The 17,811-nt window shown below is 64.3% G+C and carries 18 protein-coding genes; 15 read left to right on the top strand and 3 right to left on the bottom strand.

What is annotated here, in order from left to right:
* Positions 1-112 precede the first annotated feature (112 nt).
* The 13 genes from AC239G_RS04850 to AC239G_RS04910 all read left to right on the top strand — a co-directional run bounded on the left by AC239G_RS04850 (position 113) and on the right by AC239G_RS04910 (position 13,126).
* Positions 113-742, top strand: a complete 630-nt coding sequence (locus tag AC239G_RS04850; protein ID WP_487489923.1) for a DUF2975 domain-containing protein — start codon at positions 113-115, stop codon at positions 740-742.
* Positions 742-975 (top strand): helix-turn-helix domain-containing protein, encoded by a 234-nt coding sequence (locus AC239G_RS04855; RefSeq protein WP_139468723.1) that lies wholly within the window; start codon positions 742-744, stop codon positions 973-975. The genes AC239G_RS04850 and AC239G_RS04855 overlap by 1 nt, the downstream gene beginning before the upstream one ends.
* A 363-nt stretch (positions 976-1,338) precedes the next feature.
* Positions 1,339-2,664 (top strand): aspartate kinase, encoded by a 1,326-nt coding sequence (locus AC239G_RS04860; RefSeq protein WP_139468722.1) that lies wholly within the window; start codon positions 1,339-1,341, stop codon positions 2,662-2,664.
* Positions 2,661-3,713, top strand: a complete 1,053-nt coding sequence (locus tag AC239G_RS04865) for an aspartate-semialdehyde dehydrogenase (RefSeq protein WP_139468721.1) — start codon at positions 2,661-2,663, stop codon at positions 3,711-3,713. Before AC239G_RS04860 ends, AC239G_RS04865 begins: the two co-directional genes overlap by 4 nt.
* Positions 3,714-4,089: 376 nt before the next feature.
* Positions 4,090-5,160 (top strand): metal ABC transporter solute-binding protein, Zn/Mn family, encoded by a 1,071-nt coding sequence (locus AC239G_RS04870; RefSeq protein ID WP_139468720.1) that lies wholly within the window; start codon positions 4,090-4,092, stop codon positions 5,158-5,160.
* A gap of 2 nt (positions 5,161-5,162) precedes the next feature.
* On the top strand, positions 5,163-6,032 hold the full coding sequence (locus AC239G_RS04875) for a metal ABC transporter ATP-binding protein (RefSeq protein ID WP_487489924.1): 870 nt from the start codon (positions 5,163-5,165) through the stop codon (positions 6,030-6,032).
* Positions 6,029-6,937: a metal ABC transporter permease gene (locus tag AC239G_RS04880; RefSeq protein ID WP_139468718.1), complete on the top strand. Its 909-nt coding sequence runs from the start codon at positions 6,029-6,031 to the stop codon at positions 6,935-6,937. Before AC239G_RS04875 ends, AC239G_RS04880 begins: the two co-directional genes overlap by 4 nt.
* Positions 6,938-7,022: 85 nt before the next feature.
* Positions 7,023-7,970 (top strand): metallophosphoesterase, encoded by a 948-nt coding sequence (locus tag AC239G_RS04885; protein ID WP_139468717.1) that lies wholly within the window; start codon positions 7,023-7,025, stop codon positions 7,968-7,970.
* A 55-nt stretch (positions 7,971-8,025) separates the two neighbouring features.
* On the top strand, positions 8,026-10,443 hold the full coding sequence (locus AC239G_RS04890; RefSeq protein WP_139468716.1) for a transglycosylase domain-containing protein: 2,418 nt from the start codon (positions 8,026-8,028) through the stop codon (positions 10,441-10,443).
* Positions 10,444-10,722: 279 nt separating this feature from the next.
* Positions 10,723-10,878 carry a Sp36 family protein gene (sp36, locus tag AC239G_RS04895; RefSeq protein ID WP_009883339.1) on the top strand — a complete coding sequence of 52 codons (156 nt, stop codon included), beginning with the start codon at positions 10,723-10,725 and terminating at the stop codon, positions 10,876-10,878.
* Between the two features lie 49 nt (positions 10,879-10,927).
* Complete coding sequence (locus tag AC239G_RS04900; RefSeq protein ID WP_139907182.1) at positions 10,928-11,401, top strand: RidA family protein; 474 nt, start codon at positions 10,928-10,930, stop codon at positions 11,399-11,401.
* The gene (locus AC239G_RS04905; RefSeq protein WP_181270935.1) at positions 11,391-12,362 is read left to right on the top strand and encodes an NUDIX hydrolase; all 972 of its coding nucleotides are present in this window, start codon (positions 11,391-11,393) and stop codon (positions 12,360-12,362) included. Before AC239G_RS04900 ends, AC239G_RS04905 begins: the two co-directional genes overlap by 11 nt.
* Complete coding sequence (locus AC239G_RS04910) at positions 12,359-13,126, top strand: MBL fold metallo-hydrolase (protein ID WP_139468713.1); 768 nt, start codon at positions 12,359-12,361, stop codon at positions 13,124-13,126. Before AC239G_RS04905 ends, AC239G_RS04910 begins: the two co-directional genes overlap by 4 nt.
* 317 nt (positions 13,127-13,443) lie before the next feature.
* On the opposite strand, the gene AC239G_RS04915 is transcribed toward AC239G_RS04910, so the two are convergent.
* Positions 13,444-14,121: a Crp/Fnr family transcriptional regulator gene (locus AC239G_RS04915; RefSeq protein WP_101545702.1), complete on the bottom strand. Its 678-nt coding sequence runs from the start codon at positions 14,119-14,121 to the stop codon at positions 13,444-13,446.
* Positions 14,122-14,364: 243 nt separating this feature from the next.
* On the opposite strand from AC239G_RS04915, the gene nth reads away from it, so the two are divergent.
* Together nth and AC239G_RS04925 are read left to right on the top strand one after the other, a co-directional pair.
* Positions 14,365-15,141 carry an endonuclease III gene (gene nth, locus AC239G_RS04920; RefSeq protein WP_139468712.1) on the top strand — a complete coding sequence of 259 codons (777 nt, stop codon included), beginning with the start codon at positions 14,365-14,367 and terminating at the stop codon, positions 15,139-15,141.
* On the top strand, positions 15,138-15,869 hold the full coding sequence (locus AC239G_RS04925; protein WP_259357050.1) for an NUDIX hydrolase: 732 nt from the start codon (positions 15,138-15,140) through the stop codon (positions 15,867-15,869). The genes nth and AC239G_RS04925 overlap by 4 nt, the downstream gene beginning before the upstream one ends.
* Positions 15,870-15,897: 28 nt before the next feature.
* Here AC239G_RS04925 and AC239G_RS04930 read toward each other — a convergent pair whose 3' ends face one another.
* Positions 15,898-16,743 (bottom strand): ABC transporter permease, encoded by an 846-nt coding sequence (locus AC239G_RS04930; protein ID WP_139468710.1) that lies wholly within the window; start codon positions 16,741-16,743, stop codon positions 15,898-15,900.
* Positions 16,744-16,801: 58 nt separating this feature from the next.
* Positions 16,802-17,761, bottom strand: a complete 960-nt coding sequence (locus AC239G_RS04935; protein ID WP_482401520.1) for an ABC transporter ATP-binding protein — start codon at positions 17,759-17,761, stop codon at positions 16,802-16,804.
* Between the last annotated feature and the right edge of the window lie 50 nt (positions 17,762-17,811).

Here is a 17,811-nt window from a genome sequence, read left to right on the forward strand (position 1 = left end):
ATAATCGTGAAGCATATTGTTTATCGATATATCGAAGAACGATAAGTCATCGGATGCGGCGAAGGTCGGCGAAAAGCTCGTCTGCTGCTCGCTGGGACGGGAAGGCGTTGTCATGTCACCGACAGAGGAACAGAGGCCGGACGGCGAACCTCAGAAGCGCAAGGCGTTCGGAACAGGTTACGAACTATGGATCGGTTTGGCGGTCGGCTTCTACGTCATCTATGCCGTCACTGATCTCGTCACGCGAATGATCCGCTCCGAAGTGGCGGTGACGGTGGACTTCTCCGACGGCTCCGCCTCCTCGCTCGATGCCGGGAACGGAGCGGTATCCCTGTCCGGACTCACCGAGATCGTCGTTCCGACGGCCGACGTCTCGGCCGGGGCGGTCGTGCTGGTGACCATTGCCGAAGTCGCTCTTATCCTCACCGTGTTGGCGGCCGCGATCTCCCTGGTGCCTGTCATCCGTGACATCGCGGCGGGAACACCCTTCACGCCCCGGGCATCCCGCGCCTTTGCGGCGTTCGAGTGGATCGTGGCGATCGGGTGGATTCTCCACTTCATCACCAAGGTTCCCGGCGGCAACTGGATCTCCGCCGATATCGGCATCGCTGATGAAGTGGAGCCGGGAATCACCGTCGTCCACGCATTCTTCGTTCTCGGGGCCGTCGGCGGCGCCGAACTGCTGCGGAGGTGCTTCAGATCAGGGCGCGAAGCTCAAGAAGAGCTCGAAGGGCTCGTGTGATGGTCGAGGAATTCGGCTCTTCCCGAGTCATCTGCCACCTCGACAGTCTGCTGACCCGGCGAGACATGAGCCTGACCGAACTGTCCAAGCGCGTTGGGGTCTCGCTCGCAAACCTCTCCGTGCTCAAGAACAACAGAGCGAAGGCCGTGCGCTACTCCACTCTCATTGCTCTGTGCGAGGTCCTCGACTGTCAGCCCGGTGACCTCTTCACCGTGGAGCGACGGTCGGACTGACCGTCAAGAGCAGCGCCCGTCGGCACGAAGCCGGCGGGCCGCCTCGGCGAGTGAATCCGGCGTTCCGCGATGCCTCGTTTATAACGATCTCTGAGCAGGGGCTGAACGCCCGGTGACCAACCGCCGCCTCGCCTATGTGCACAGTCAACGCTCGGGTCTGCAGGGGCGGACGTTCGGCCCGGTCAGGCAGTGTCTGAATGACGGGCGAAGGTGAAGCGGAATGACGCACCTCATACAATGGTTCAGGTGCCGGGAGCCCGACACGGCTGAAATCCTGATCGATGCAGCACGAGACCTCCATGTTTGGAACCATGGAATCGATCGCCTGGCACGGAACTTATCAGCGATAAGGAAGATACTGCAGTGAGCATAGTCGTCCAGAAGTTCGGTGGGTCCTCGGTAGCCGATGCGGAATCGGTCAAGCGAGTGGCCAAACGAATTGTCGAGTACCGTCAAGCCGGTCACGAAGTAGTTGTCGTGGTGTCGGCCATGGGTGACAGTACCGATGATCTCATCGACTTGGCCCAACAGGTTTCCCCCATGCCCCCCGCCCGCGAACTCGATATGCTGCTGACCGCCGGTGAGCGCATCTCGATGGCGGTGCTGGCCATGGCGATCGCCAACCTCGGCTTCGAAGCCCAGTCCTTCACCGGCTCCCAGGCCGGAGTCATCACCGATGAGCAGTTCGGCAAGGCCCGAATCATCGACGTCACTCCCGGCCGCATCCGGTCCTCCCTCGACGAGGGATACGTTGCCATCGTCGCAGGATTCCAGGGCGTCAGCCAGACTGCGAAGAACATCACCACACTCGGCCGCGGCGGCTCCGACACCACCGCTGTGGCACTGGCCGCGTCGCTCGACGCCGATGTGTGTGAGATCTACACCGACGTCGACGGCGTCTTCACCGCGGATCCGCGGATCGTGCCCACGGCGCGCAAGATCGATGAGATCGGCTACGAAGAGATGATGGAGATGGCCGCCTCGGGCGCCAAGGTCCTCATGCTCCGCTGCGTCGAATACGCCCGCCGTTACAACGTGCCGGTGCACGTGCGGTCCTCATTCTCTCGCAACCAAGGAACCTGGGTGACCGATTCACCCATCCCCGAAGCCTTCCGCCAGGGCCGGGGATCATCGACCCCGGCAGCGGAACCAGAAACGGAGTCCACCATGGAACAGGCAATCATCTCCGGCGTCGCCCACGACCGCTCGGAAGCCAAGGTCACGATCGTCGGTGTTCCCGATGTCCCCGGCAAGGCCGCTGAGATCTTCAAGACTCTGGCCAAGCAGGAAGCCAACATCGACATGATCGTCCAGAACATCTCCACCCGCGAGCCGGGGAAGACGGACATCTCATTCACCCTGCCCATGGACGACGGAGCCAAGGCGCTCGAGGCCCTCGACGGTGTGAAGGCAGAGATCGGCTTCGACCAGGTCCGCTACGACGACCAGATCGGCAAGCTCTCCGTCGTCGGCGCCGGAATGCGCTCCCACCCGGGCGTGACCGCGACCCTGTTCGAAGCGCTCAGCGAAGCCCAGGTCAATATCGACATGATCTCCACCTCGGAGATCCGCATCAGCGTCGTCACCCGAGCAGACCTGCTCGACGACGCGGTCCGTGCCGCTCATGCCGCCTACGGACTCGACAGTGAAGACAACGAAGCAGTGGTGTACGGAGGTACCGGACGATGAGCGTCAATATCGGAGTAGTCGGTGCGACCGGCCAGGTCGGCGGAGTCATGCTCGACCTGCTGGCCGACGATCCCGGGTTCGAGATCGGGTCCCTGAGGCTCTTCGCCTCGGCCCGTTCGGCCGGGAAGACGATCGACTTCAAGGGCCAGCCGATCACCGTCGAAGACGCCGCCGAGGCGGATCCGAGCGGACTCGATATCGCCCTGTTCTCCGCCGGTGGGGCGACGTCGAAGGCACAGGCCGAGCGTTTCGCCGCGGCCGGTGCCATCGTCGTCGACAACTCCTCGGCGTGGCGTTCGGACCCGGAGGTTCCGCTCGTCGTCAGCGAGGTCAACCCCAATGCCCTTGATGAGCCGCCCAAGGGCATCATCGCGAACCCGAACTGCACGACCATGGCCGCCATGCCCGTGCTCAAGGCCCTCCATGACAAGGCCGGACTGAGCCGTCTCATCGTGGCTACCTACCAGGCAGTGTCCGGTTCGGGTCTGTCCGGGGTCGAGGAGCTCGCCGGTCAGCTCGAAGCCGGTCTGCCCGATGCCCGCAAGCTCACCACCGACGGAAACGCGGTGAGCCTGCCGGAGCCTGACAACTACGTCGAACCGATTGCGTTCAACGTCCTGCCGATGGCCGGATCGGTCGTCGACGACGGGCAGAACGAAACCGATGAAGAGAAGAAGCTGCGCAACGAGAGCCGGAAGATCCTCGGACTGCCCGACCTGCTGGTCGCCGGCACCTGCGTGCGCGTGCCAGTCTTCACCGGACACAGCCTGAGCATCCACGCCGAATTCGACTCCGACATCAGCCCCGAGCAGGCCACCGAGATCCTGTCGCAGGCACCCGGAGTCTCCCTCGACGAGGTCCCGACCCCGCTCAAGGCCGCAGGTCGGAACGACAGCTACGTCGGCCGCATCCGCGCCGACCAGTCGGCACCAGCAGGCAAGGGACTCGTCCTCTTCGTCTCCAACGACAACCTGCGCAAGGGCGCGGCACTGAACACCGTGCAGATCGCCGCTCTGCTGGCCAAGAAGCTCGAGGCGAAGGCCGCCTGAGCCGGCAAGGCAACGACAGTCAGGTGATGAACCGCCCGGAAGCACACGCTTTCGGGCGGTTCGTTGTTTCCCACAGTCGCACTCGACTGCCCGTCAGCGGCAGTCTCGTTCAAGGCCACGCTCGTTTATCCAGAGTTCCCGCACGCCGGTCGAACTTGTTCAAGCGCAACCGCAGATTGCACGCGGGACACGGAGCGAAAAGTGCGCTCCGCCTTGAACGAGCGGACCTCGGGTGACGGTATGGGTGCCAAGTGTCGAAAGCGGCCAGAACATATAAAAGCGTTGCTATATATAAATATTTATATTAGTGGCGGGCCTCTGATCTGAGTATCGTCGACGATGTTGCTTCATCCTCGATGCCTTAGAAAGGCTCCTCATGACCTCCTCGCGCATTCTTCTCACTTCCGCTGCCATCGCCTCCTCGGCGACGCTGGTCCTCAGCGGCTGCGGGGGACAGGCCTCCGAAGCCAACGCCGGGGCACTGCGCGTGGTGACCTCGACCAACGTCTACGCCGACATCGTCTCCCAAGTCGCCGGCGATTTCGCCGAGGTGAGCCCGATCATCGATGATCCGAACCAGGATCCTCACTCCTACGAGGCGACCACGCAGGATCGACTCAAACTGTCGAAGGCCGACCTCGTGGTACAGAACGGCGGCGGCTACGACGCATTCATGACCGGAATGCTCAATGCCTCCGGTACCGACGTCGACATCATCGATACCGTTTCGATCTCGGGCCTGCCCGGCTCGGAAGGTCTCGGCAACGAGCCCCACGACCATGAACACGGTGAGGGCCATGACGACGAGGAAGCCCACGGCGGCGGGCACGCTCACGAGGGTGAGGAGGCACATGACCATGAACATGCCGAAGAGGGCCACGATGATGCGGGCCACGAAGGCCACGATCACGGATCATTCAACGAACACCTGTGGTACTCGGTCCCGACGATGACGAAGCTCGTCGACGAGGCGGCGACCCACCTCGGCGAGGCCCTGCCGGAACATCAGGGCGAGTTCGAGGAGAACGCGAAGGAGTACAAGGCGCAGCTGACCGCCCTGCAGGACGATATCGATGCGGTGAAGAAGGAACACGGCGGCGAGAAGGTCGCTGCGACCGAACCGATTCCGCTGTGGCTGTTCGACGATATGGGGCTCGAGAACGTCACCTCGATGGAGTTCCTCGCCGCCGTCGAAGAGGGCAACGATGTGCCGCCGCTGGTGCTCAAGGCCGCGGAGAAGCAGATCTCCGATGGAGATGCCGTGCTGCTTGGATACAATACTCAAGCGGCAGGTCCGCAGGCAGAGGCCTTGAAGTCCACCGCTGAGGACTCCGACGTCCCGGTCGTCGACCTCGCCGAGACCATGCCTTCGGGAACGCACTACGCCGACTGGATGGGTGGCTACATCACCGAAATCTCAACCGCACTCGAAGGGCACAAGCACTGAACATGGCCAAGGAATCCGACGCTTCCGCACCGGCAACGCGACGGGAGCCGGTGATTCGACTGCGCGATGCCGAACTGCGGTTCGGCCCGCGTGTGCTCTGGCACGATCTCGACCTCGACGTCGCGCCCGGGGAGTTCCTCGCCGTGCTCGGCCCCAACGGCACCGGCAAGACCTCCCTGCTCAAGGTGCTGCTGGGACAGAATGCGCTGTCGGCCGGCACCGCTGAGGTCGGCGGTCGGGAAGTGCACAAGGGCAATCCCGCCATCGGCTACATTCCGCAGCAGCGCGGAATCGATCCGCACACTCCGATGCGCGGCCGCGATCTGGTGCGCATGGGCATCGACGGTCACCGGTGGGGGATGAGCCTGCTGTCCCGGGGACGAAAGAAGAAGGTCGAAGACCTCTTGGCCTCCGTCGGCGCCACCGACTATGCCGATGCCCCCGCCGGCACGGTCTCCGGCGGTGAGCTGCAGCGACTGCGCGTGGCACAGTCCCTGGCCAACGATCCCACGGTGCTGCTCTGCGACGAACCGCTGCTGTCCCTCGACCTGCACCACCAGCAGGTGGTGGCCGCGCTGCTGCACGAACAGCGGGTCAAACGCGATGCCGCCGTCGTCTTCGTCACCCACGAGATCAACCCGATCCTGCCGTATGTCGACCGGGTGCTCTATATCGTCGGCGGGCATTTCCTCATCGGCACCCCCGCCGAGGTGATGACCACCGAATCGCTGTCCCGCCTCTACGGTGCTCCGGTCGAAGTGGTCCGCGTCGGCGGCCGCCTCGTCGTCGTCGGCGGTGAAGAGGAATGCGTCGACCACCACAACCTGCCCGATGACTCCTTCGACCTCGACGGGACGGTGGTGAACCGATGAGCATTCCTGAGATCTTTGCCAACCTCTTCACCTTCGAGGATTACGGCGAGCTCGTGGCGCTGCTGGCCAATTCTCTCATCGCCGCGGCGCTGCTCGGCGTTGTCGGTGGCCTCATCAGCGTCTTCGTCATGGCTCGGGACATCCCCTTCGCCGTCCACGGGGTCTCCGAACTCTCCTTCGCCGGTGCTGCCTTCGCCCTGCTCGTCGGCTTCGACGTCGTGACCGGTTCGATCGTCGGGTCCGTCGTCGCGGCTCTCATCATCGGCATCGGCGGGGCCAAGGATTCGGAGAAGAACGCGATCATCGGCGTCCTCATGCCCTTCGGGCTGGGGCTGGCGATCCTCTTCCTCGCCCTCTACGACGGGCGAGCGGCGAGCAAGTTCGGGCTGCTCACCGGCCAGATCGTCGCGATCACACCCGGCCAGATCCTCACCCTCATCATCTGTGCGCTGGCCGTACTCGTGGTGTTGGCGATCGTCTGGCGTCCGCTCATGTTCTCCAGCCTCGACCCCGAGGTGGCACGGGCCAAAGGTGTGCCGGTCAGTGTGCTCACCATCGTCTTCATGCTCACCCTCGGACTCGCGGTGGCGCTGAGCGTGCAGGTCGTCGGTGTCCTCCTCGTCCTCGCTCTCCTCATCACCCCGGCCGCCGCAGCAACCCAGCTCTCGGCCTCGCCGGTGTGGGTTCCGGTGCTCAGCGTGATCTTCGCCGTGACCGCCTCGGTCGGTGGCATCCTCATTGCGCTCGGTTCACCGGTGGTCCCGATCAGCCCGTTCGTCACGACGATCTCGTTCCTCATCTACGTCGTCTGCCGTCTCGTCGGCGGTCGCCGGATGGAATCCCTGCACCGCCGCCGCGCCCACCGCGCCGCAAGAGAACACAACACCCCCATCCCCACCCCCTAGTTGCTACCTGACGGCGGCCCAGCAACCTCGCGCGAGGTTGCTGGGCCGCCGTCAGGTAGTTCTGGGAGCGGATAGAGTTGGGGGAATGAAGAAGCGCGCTCTCCTCGCCGGTGCTCTTGCCGCCCCCACGGCCGCCGGAATCTGGGGTGCGGTCATCGAACCGCACCTCTTCGCCATCCGCCACCACACCCTGCCGATCCTGCCTGCCGGAGCCGAATCCATCCGGATCCTCCACGTCGCCGACCTGCACCTGGCGCCCTGGCAGAAGCACCGTGCCTCCTGGGTCAAAGCGCTCACCCGGCTCGAACCGGACGTCGTCGTCAACACCGGTGACAACCTCTCGGCCGATATCGTGCCCGACGTCCTCGACGTCTTCTCCGGTCTGCTCGACACACCCGGAGTCTTCGTCCTGGGGTCAAATGACTTCTTCTCGCCGCAGGCGAAGAATCCCGCGAAGTATCTGCGATCGCCGTCCCAGGTCAAACACCGAGTGAACCCCGATCTCGACGTTGGGGCCCTCGTCCGCGGATTCGAAGAACCGACATCCCCGTCGGACTCGTCGGCCGGTAGTCAGGGATGGCATTTCCTCGACAACACCGAGGCGACCCTGACGATCAAGGGCACCCGGATCCACTTCACCGGGCTCGGCGACGCCCATATCGACCGCGACCGGATCCGTTGGAGTGGGGGAGCACCCGGCAAGGGCGTGCTTGAGCATCCGCGGTTCGATTCCAAGGCCGGGCTCAAGGTGGGCGTGACACACGCCCCGTATTCGCGGACCTTGGAGGCGTTCGCCTCGGCGGGGGCGGACCTCATCATGGCCGGACACACTCACGGGGGACAGATCCGCGTGCCCTTCTGGGGTGCGCCGGTGACGAACTGCGACCTCGATCGGACACGCGCACGCGGAGTCTTTCCGTACCGGAAGAGCCTCGTCGCCATCTCCGCCGGTCTCGGATTCTCACCGTACTCACCAGTGCGTTTCGCCTGCCGACCTGAAGTCAGCGTCTTGGAACTCGTCGCAATGGCCTAACCTGTTCAGCGGTTTCTGAAGATTTGCACAAGGCAAATTCGTTAAACTGGCTACCATGGTGTCTCCTGAGTCAAACGCCCCACCCACAAAAATGGGCGCGTTCATGCAGTTCGTGGCCGTCAGCGCAGTGGCGGGAATCGTCGCTGCCGGTCTGGCCATTCCCGGAGTCGGTGTCGCAACAGCCAGTGCGAACAGCGCTGTCGAGATCTTCGATTCACTCCCCGCGACCTTGGAGATCAAGGACCTCGGTGAGAAGTCGACGATGCTTGCCTCCGACGGGTCCGAGCTTGCGGAGTTCTACTGGCAGAACCGCCAGGAGGTCCCGCTGGATAAGATCTCGAAGGATATGCAGAATGCGACGATCGCCGTCGAGGACTACCGGTACTTCGAACACGGCGGCGTCGACATCGAGGGCATTGCTCGTGCAGCGGTGCACAATATGGTGTCCTCGACGACTCAGGGCGGATCGACGCTGACCCAGCAGTACGTGAAGAACGTGCTGGCAGAGAACGCGCATGCCGAGGAAGACTCCGAAGGTGTGGCTGCGGCGAAGGAGTCCGAAGGCACCGCCGGCTATGCGCGTAAGCTGCGCGAAGCCAAACTCGCTGTCGCGGTTGAGAAGAAGTACGACAAGAAGGAAATCCTCAACCGCTACATGAACATCAACAACTATTCGGGTTCCCCGAACGTCTACGGTGTCGAAGCCGCCGCCTACCGGTACTGGGGCATCCACGCGAAGGATCTCAACATCCAGCAGTCGGCGATGCTCGCCGGAATCGTGCAGAACCCCTCGGCGTTCAACCCGCAGCGGTTCCCCGACCAGGTGCTCAAGCGTCGCAACACCGTGCTCGGGCAGATGCTCAAGTACGACCACATCACGCAGAAGGAATACGACAAGGCGGTCAAGACCGACCTCGACCTCGACCTGCATGAGACACCGAACGGCTGTTCGGCAGCCAAGAGCAAGGCAGAATTCTTCTGCAACTATGTTCAGAACGTCATTATGAATGATGACACCTTCGGCGACACGGCTGACGAACGCCTGGCCTTCCTCCAACGTGGCGGTCTGAAGATCAAGACGAGCCTCAATCCCGATATCCAGAAGATCGCGGACAAGGAGATCAAGAAGCGCGTCCCCGTCGGCGACCCCTCCGGCGCCGGTCACGCCCTGGTGACGATCGAACCTGGAACCGGTGAAGTCATCGCCATGGCCGAGAACCGCGAATACACCGCGGGAGAGGTCAAGAAGAAGGACAAGAACAAGAAGACCTCGATCAACTACACCGTCGACAAGAAGCACAACGGAGGCGGCGGCTTCCAGGTCGGTTCGACGTGGAAGCCTTTCGTCCTGACGGCATGGCTGAAGGAAGGAAAGAGCCTCAACACCACCGTCAATGCGACGAAGCGCAATTTCCCGGCCAGCTCCTGGAAGTACGAGGGCTGTCCGAATATGGGCGGAGACTGGGACCCGAACAACGCCGGCGACGGTGAAGGCAAGGGTTCGATGACCGCGCTGGAGGCCACGAAGAAGTCCGTCAACACGGGCTATGCGGCGATGGGCAACCAACTGAACATGTGTGACGTCATGGACACCGCTATGGACCTCGGCATCCGCTATGGCAGCGGAGAGGCGCTCGACTTCAAGGACAAGTCCGGCTTCATCCAAGCCCTGTCACCGTCGTCGATTCTCGGTACGACGGAGACCACGCCGATCGCCATGGCCGCGGCGTTCGCCACCTTCGCGAACGAAGGCGAATTCTGTGGGCCGAAGCCGATCATTGAGATCAAGGACCGCAAAGGCGAGAAGCTCGACCTGCCTGGCGAAGGCTGCAAGCGAGTGCTCGACAAGGAAGTGGCCAAGGGCGTCGCCTACGCGCTGACTCAGACGTTCAACGGCGGTACGACGAGCTCGCTGAAGATCGGAGTTCCGGCAGGCGCTAAGACCGGTACGACGAACTTCGAGGTCGGTCACACCTGGCTGCTCGGGTTCACCAAGACGCTGTCGACTGCGGTCTGGACCGGTGATCCGGGGGGCACTCGGGACTGGCGCACCAACGGCGCCGGCGCCGTCAGAGGCCACATCTACGGTGCGACCATCTCCGGTAAGACCTGGCAGGCATACATGAGCCAGGCGGTGAAGGAGACCAAGGGCAATACCGGGTTCCCGAAGCCCAGCAGCAAGTACTTCTCCGGCGGCGGCTCCGGCGGTGGTGGCGGTTCGTCCAGCGGCGGCCGCGGTGGAGGCGGCGGCGGCACCGGCGGCGGTGGCGGTGGCGGTGGCGGAAGCCACGGCAACGGCGGTGGCGGCACCGGTGGCGGCGGCAACGGCGGCGGTGGAGGCGGCAACTCCGGAAACAACGGAGGCGGCGGCGGAAACGGCGGCGGAAACGGCGGCGGCAACAACGGCGGCAGTGACGGCGGCAGTGACGGCGGTGACGGCGGCGGCGAGGCTCCCGGCCTCGGCGGCAACTGAGCCGATGAGATGCCGGTCGTGACCGGCCGATAGAACCCGGCGGAGAACGTCCCGGTGAAGGCGGGGAGGACCAGGGCCTCCCCGCCTTCGCTGTCTGACTTTCACGGGTGTCGCCGCAGCGAAACAGCTGTGACCGCCGCCCACGGAACACGGGTGCCCAGCGTGCCCAGTCTGGGCTAGTGTGGGGAACGGACCTGCGTCGTCGACCGCACCAGGAAAGCCTGGTCATACCGGATCACTCGGACCGCCTCGGCGCCGCACCAACAACTGAGGAGAACCATGACCAAGTGGGAATACGTCACCGTGCCGCTCATCGTCCACGCGACCAAGCAGATCCTCGACCAGTGGGGCGAGGACGGATACGAACTCGTGCAGGTCGTCCCGGGTCCCGACAACAACGGACTCGTGGCTTACCTCAAACGCCCCAAAGAATGAGCTGAACCGGCCGGACCGTTGACACCCCACCCTCACCGAAAGAAGAACAATGTCGAAGACCCTTGAGCGCATGAACGAACTCGGCCTCGAACTGCCCGAGATCGCCACACCAGCCGGCGCCTACGTCCCCGCCCTGCGCACCGGGAACTACGTCTATACCTCGGGCCAGCTGCCCGTCGTCGACGGCAAACTGCCTGCGACCGGTCACCTCGGCACGGATGTCGACCTCGACACCGGCTACCAACTTGCACGCACCGCCGGGCTCAACGCTCTGGCCGCCATCGCCGGAGTCATCGGCGATCTCGACAAGATCGTGCGCGTCGTCAAGGTCACCGGCTTCGTCAACTCCGCCGACGACTTCACCCAGCAGCCAGCCGTCATCAACGGCGTGTCCGAGCTCTATGGCGAGATCTTCGGAGACCGTGGGCAGCACGCCCGCAGCGCGGTCGGCGTGAACACTCTGCCTCTGGGCACCCCCGTCGAGGTCGAAGTCATCGTCGAGGTCTCAGGCGATGCCGCTTAGCGGACGCACTCTTCCCGTCTCGTCGGAGCTGCGGTGGCTGCTTGACCACTGGCAGTCCGACGGACGGTGGCCCGTCCCGGAGGCCCCGCGCCCCACCTCGGCGATCGTGCTGATCCGGGATTCCGCGGACGGGCTGGAACTCTTCATCACCCGGCAACTCGACGCCCGCGGCGTCGAAGACCGCAACCGGTGGGCATTTCCCACCAGCAGCCTGCGCCCGGGTGATGTGCGGAAGCTGCCTCTGGCCGGATGGAATTCGGCCCGGTGCGCCCGTGCGCTGAGCATCGAAAACAAATCCCGCGCCCTCCACCACTTCTCCGCGGCCGCCCGCATCACCTTCGCTGCCACCGGAATCCTACTCGCCGAGGATGTCGACCGGGAGATCGTGGCCACACCGCAGACGGACTGGAACACCACCCGATCGAGGCTGTTCTCGAACGAAGTGTCCTGGTCACAGGTCTTACGCGACCGAGACCTGCGGTTGCGTCCCGATCTGTGCAAACCGTGGCTGCGTTGGATCAACACCCCCACCCAGCTGCACCGGTTCGACACCACCTACTTCATCGCCACCGTGCCCTTCGGCCAGGACGTCGACTTCCTGTCACCGAACGAGACCTCTGCCGGATGGAAACGCCCCGACCAGATCATCGCCGAGGTGGGAGGAGACCCCGACCGCATCGGCGCGGCCGCCCGCATCATCGTCGAAAGCCTCGCCGAGGTCCCGACCGTGGGCGCGGCCATGGCGCAGATCCGCAACCTCCACCCGCTGCGTCCGGAGATCGTCGATGACGACGGCGACTGGAAGGTCGTCATCCACACGGGCAAGGACCCCCACAGCAAGGGAAGCCTGCGCGACCGGGCCGTGGCCGTCGGCGAGACCGACACCGACCAGAACCCCGGCTTCCTGACATTCAGCGGTGACGATGACGAAACGACAGACGAGGAGAACGACGACTCATGAGAATCCGTGCGAACAACCCCGGCCCGATGACCCTGACCGGTACGAACACCTACGTGCTCACCAGCCAGGATGACACGTCCGCAGTTGTCATCGATCCCGGACCGGAGATGGCCGATCATCGTGAAGCCTTCCTCGCGGAAGTGGCCGACCGTGACCTGGCGGCGGTCGTTCTCACCCACCAGCACGCCGACCATTCTGAGATGCTCGGAAGCATCGACCAGTGGGCCCCCGACGTGCCCGTCTATGCCGTGCTCGAGCGTTTCGCTCGGCACACGAACCCGGTCAGCGACGGCGACGAGATCGCCTTCGGTGACACTCCGGCCGACGTTCTGCGCGTCGTCGCCACCCCCGGACACACGAGCGACAGCATCAGCCTCATCCACTCCGGAGCCCTCTACAGCGGCGATACGATCCTGGGGGAGGGGACGACGATCGTCACCCACCCGGAAGGCTCCCTGGGCGACTATCTGAACTCCCTCGACCGATTGAAGGAGCTGCTCGACGACGGGGAGTTCGCCATCATCGAGCCGGCCCACGGTGAGCGCATCGACGCCCCCGCCGAGGTGATCGACTACTACCGTTCCCACCGACTCGAACGCATCGAGCAGGTCAAAGCGGCATTGGAGCAGGGGGCGAAGACGGCCTCAGAGGTATGCGACATCGTCTACCACGACGTCGACTCCAGCGTACGGTCGGCGGCCGAGCAGATCGTCAAGGCTCAGCTGGCCTACCTCGACGCCCTGCCCGCCGCCGACGACGCCTGAGTCCTGCTGCTGACGCCGGAGCCGCCGACGACGCCTGAGTCCTGCCGCGGCGCCTGGTGCGCAACATCTTCGGTCCAGCTGGATGACACACCACTCACGACTCGGGTTCTGATCCAGTCATCGAGTTTGAACTCGATGACTGGATCAGAACGCGATCACGAAACTTCCCACACCTCACGCGACAGCCCCTGAGACGGCGAGCGCCGGCCACGACGCACACCTGTCCCGACCAGAACGAACGCCCCAGCCGAATCGGCTGGGGCGTCCATTTGTCGCGGCGTCCACGCGGCCACAGCGGCCGGAGGTCGCTGGGAGGATCAGCGGGCGCGGTTGCGCATGCGGTCCATGTCGAGGATGACGACGGAGCGGGCCTCGAGACGGATGAAGCCGCGGGCGGCGAAGTCGGCCAGTGCCTTGTTCACGGTCTCACGCGAGGCACCGACGAGCTGAGCCAGCTCTTCCTGAGTGAGGTCGTGAGCGACGAGCACACCGTCGGGAGCCGGCTTCGAGAAGCGAGCTGCGAGATCGAGCAGAGCCTTGGCGACACGGCCGGGCACATCGGAGAAGACAAGGTCGCCGACGGTCTCATTTGTGCGACGCAGACGCTGGGCGAGGGCCTTGAGCAGGTTCATCGCGGCCTGCGGACGCTCGTTGAGCCAAGTGGTGAGGTCTTCGTGCTTGAGGCTGAGCAGCTCCGACTGGGAGACGGCAGTGACAGAGGTCGAACGCGGGCCCGGATCGAAGAGGCTGAGCTCACCGATGATCTCGCCGGGGCCGACCACGGACAGCAGGTTCTCACGGCCGTCGGAGGACTCACGGCCGATCTTGAGCTTGCCCGAGGAGACGATGTAGAGCTCGTCACCGGCATCGCCCTCATGGAAGAGCACGGTTCCCCGACGGAGACTCCGCGGGTTCATGAACTTCATCAATGCACTGGTGGCTTCATCGTCCAGACCTGCGAAGAGCGTCGCGCCCCGCACCACTTCAATATCCACTGGTTCCTCCTTGTCGTGATAATCACACACAAATCTACCTGGTCATCTGCATCGATACCAGCAAAGACGCGGGAGTGTGGCCCATCAGTATGAAAACCTCTCCCGCACCGCCCAACACGACTCCCGTCCACACCATTCCCGCAGCCGGCCAGAACAAGGTGCGCAGATCCGGGCGCGAACATGATTCACGGGTGTGACCGGCATGACTGCGGAATGACAGGGCACGGATTAGGATGGTGAGTCGTGTTGACTGTGGCAGAGAAGAGCGCGCGGAAGTTCGCGAAGGAGACCCCGCTGGGCCGGACTCGCCGGGCGCGGAAGATCCATCGCATCCTCGCCGAGGTGTATCCGAACGCGAAGTGCGAGCTCGACTTCGAGACTCCGTTCCAGCTGCTCATCGCCACCGTCCTCTCCGCCCAGACCACCGATATCCGCGTCAACTCGGTCACCCCGAGCCTCTTCGCCGCCTTCCCCGACGCCCACGCCCTGGCCGTGGCCAATCTCATCGAGGTCGAGGAGCACATCCGCTCCACTGGGTTCTACCGGGCCAAGGCCCGCAACATCGTCAAGCTCGCGAACGAACTCGTCGATGAATACGACGGCGTGGTGCCGAACAAGCTGGACAAGCTCGTCAAGCTCGCCGGAGTCGGACGAAAGACCGCGAACGTCGTCCTCGGAAACGCTTTCGACACCCCTGGGCTGACCGTCGATACACATATGGGCCGGCTGGCCCGCCGCTTCGGTTGGACCGAGGAGACCGATCCGGTCAAGGCCGAGCACGAGATCGCGGCCCTGTTCCCGAAGAAGGACCTCACCATGCTTTCGCATCGGGTGATCTTCCACGGCCGCCGCATCTGCCATTCCCGCAAGCCCGCCTGTGGAGCCTGCCCCCTGACGGCGCTGTGCCCATCGTTCGGGATCGGGGAACTCGACCCGGACAAGGCACGTGCCATGCTTCGGTTCGAAATGGCGCCTTTGGCCACTCCCGCCGAGGAGGCTGTCCCCGAGGAGGGACGATGAGCGCCCGAATCCCCGACCTTCCACCCGAATCGGCGACGATCGCCGATGGGGCCTTGCGCGGGCAGCTCGAAGATCTCGCCGCCTCGCACGGGTCCCCGCTGTGGCTGCGCCGACAGAAGGACGCCGCAGAGCAGTCCGCCCGTGACGCCGCCGTTCTCATGCTCTTCGGGCGCGGGGGAGAGCCTCGCACCGAGGCAGGAGGAGCAGAAGCATCGCGCCTGGCCGAACTCGGCGTCGCCGATGTCGACATCGTTCTTCTCCAGCGTGCCGCGACCCTGCGCCATCATCCCGGGCAGGTCGCCTTCCCCGGAGGCGGTCGTGATCCCGAAGACGATTCCATGGCGGCCGCCGCGCTGCGTGAAGCGGAGGAAGAAGCCGGAATCTCCCCGGACACCGTCGAAGTTCTCGGAGAGATGGACCCGCTCTATATCCCCGTCTCGAAGTTCGAGGTCACTCCGGTTATCGGCTATTGGCGTCAGCCGGGCCAAGTCCAGGTGATGGATCAGCGGGAGTCCTACTCCGTCTATCGGGTGGCCATCGCCGACCTCGTCGCCCCCGCCAACCGCGGAACCTTCGCCCGTCCCGATCTGAAGATCTCGACCCCGGCCTTCGACGTCGGAGTCCTCAAGGTATGGGGCTTCACTGCCGGCATCCTCGACTTCGCCCTCGACCATCTCGGCTGGGCCGGTGAATGGGACAAGAAGGTTCCCATCGCCATCGACTTCTGAATTCGGCCACTGCGGTTTCCGGTGACGGTCAGCGCTGCCCGGCCTTCGCTCTGAACAGCACCGCGGCCCACACCGCCGCCACAGCGAGGATGAGCAGACACCAGCCGACAGCGAGATAGCCGGAAGCGCCCATCTCGGTGCCGATGAGCAGTGCGCGCAGAGCGTCGATGATCGGGGTGATCGGCTGATTGTCGGCGAACACCTCCAGCCACTTCGGCATGGTCTCGACCGGCACGAACGCGCTGGAGACGTACGGGAGGAAGAGCAGGATGAAACCGTATCCATTGGCGGATTCGGGAGACTTCGCGGCGAGGCCGATAGCGGCGAAGAGATACGTGATCGCCAGAATGTAGAGGGCGACGAGTCCGACGGTCGCCAGCCATTCGGCCACTCCGGCGGAGGGGCGGAATCCGATGGCGACGGCGACGAGGAGGACGATGGAAGTGGCGAACAGATTCCTTGCGAGGCTCGCCGCCACGTGCCCGGTGATGACGGCAGACGCTCGCACCGGCATCGTCCGCAGTCGGTCGACGAACCCGGAGGTCATGTCCGAAGCCACCGACAGCGAGGTCGAGGCGGCACCGAATCCGGCGCAGGTGAGGATGATTCCGGGGACGACGTAGTCGACGTAGCCGCCGTCGGGATCGAGAGCGCCGCCGAAGACGAAGGTGAACATGAGCATGAGCATCACTGGCAGAGCGACGGCCATGAGCAGCGATTCGACGTCGCGAACAGCGTGACGCAGGCTCCTGCCGATGAAGGCGGCCTCGGTTGAGAACCCGCGAGGGCGTGTACGGGAGACCCCTCGGGGGAGGGGAGAGGCGGTGGTCGCTGCTGTCGTCGGGGTATCGGTGATCGGGTGACTGTGTGACATTGGTCTGTCCTCTCTGGGCGGTGTGGAGATCGGAGACGTGGGATCGGATATCGAGCGCTCAGTGAGGTGAGCCGGCCGAGGTGAAATCGAGGAAGACGTCGTCGAGGCTGGGACTGTGCAGGGAAACCGAGGCCCGAGGCGATCGGGAAGTCCACGGCTCGAGAGCCGCGGCGAGGCCGGCGACAGTGCCGTCGGTCGCGATCTCATCCAGTTGAGTTCCGTCTGTTCCGCGGATCGACACGGTGTCCTCGCCGATGCGTGCCTTGAGTTCTGCCGGTGTGCCCAGACCCGCCATTCGGCCGCTGTCGAGCAGGCCGATCCGGTCGGCCAGTGCATCGGCCTCGTCGAGGTACTGGGTGGTGAGGAACACCGTCGCGCCGCCTCGGGAGAGCTCGCTGACTTCGGTCCACAGCTGCTGCCGGGAGCGGGTGTCCAGCCCGGTGGTGGGTTCGTCGAGAATGAGCACCTCGACAGGGACGACGAGGCTGAGAGCCAGGTCGAGGCGGCGACGCATACCGCCGGAGAGTGCGGCGACCCGGGTGGACATGAAGGCTGTGAGGCTGAGCTTCTCGGCAAGGTCGCGGCTTCGCGCTTTCGCGGCACTCCGACTCAGCCCGGAGAGTCGACCGAGGAGGACGAGGTTCTCTTCGGTCGAGAGATGGGCATCGACGGCAGCTGACTGGCCGGTGACGGCGAATCGCCGCTTCGCCTCGGCGGGTGACTCGCGCACATCGACGTCCATGACTCGAACTGATCCGGCATCAGGGCGGACGAGCGTGGTGAGGATATTGATGCATGTGGTCTTCCCTGCGCCGTTGGAGCCGAGAAGTGCGAAGACCTCGCCTCTGTGCACGTGGAAGTCGAGTCCGTCGAGGACGGTCTTCGTTCCGAAGCGCTTGCCCACCTGTGTGAAGGAGATAGCGGGAGAACGGACGTCACCCGTGTCGATGTGCCCTGTCGGTTTCGGTGACGGTGCCGTTGAGTCCTGTGCGGTGCTGGTTGAACTTTCCGTGGTCATGATGGGAGTCCTCTCACGAGTCGTGGTTCCCGGAGCAAGTGTCTGTATAT

Source organism: Brevibacterium sp. Lmc1 (assembly GCF_057654315.1).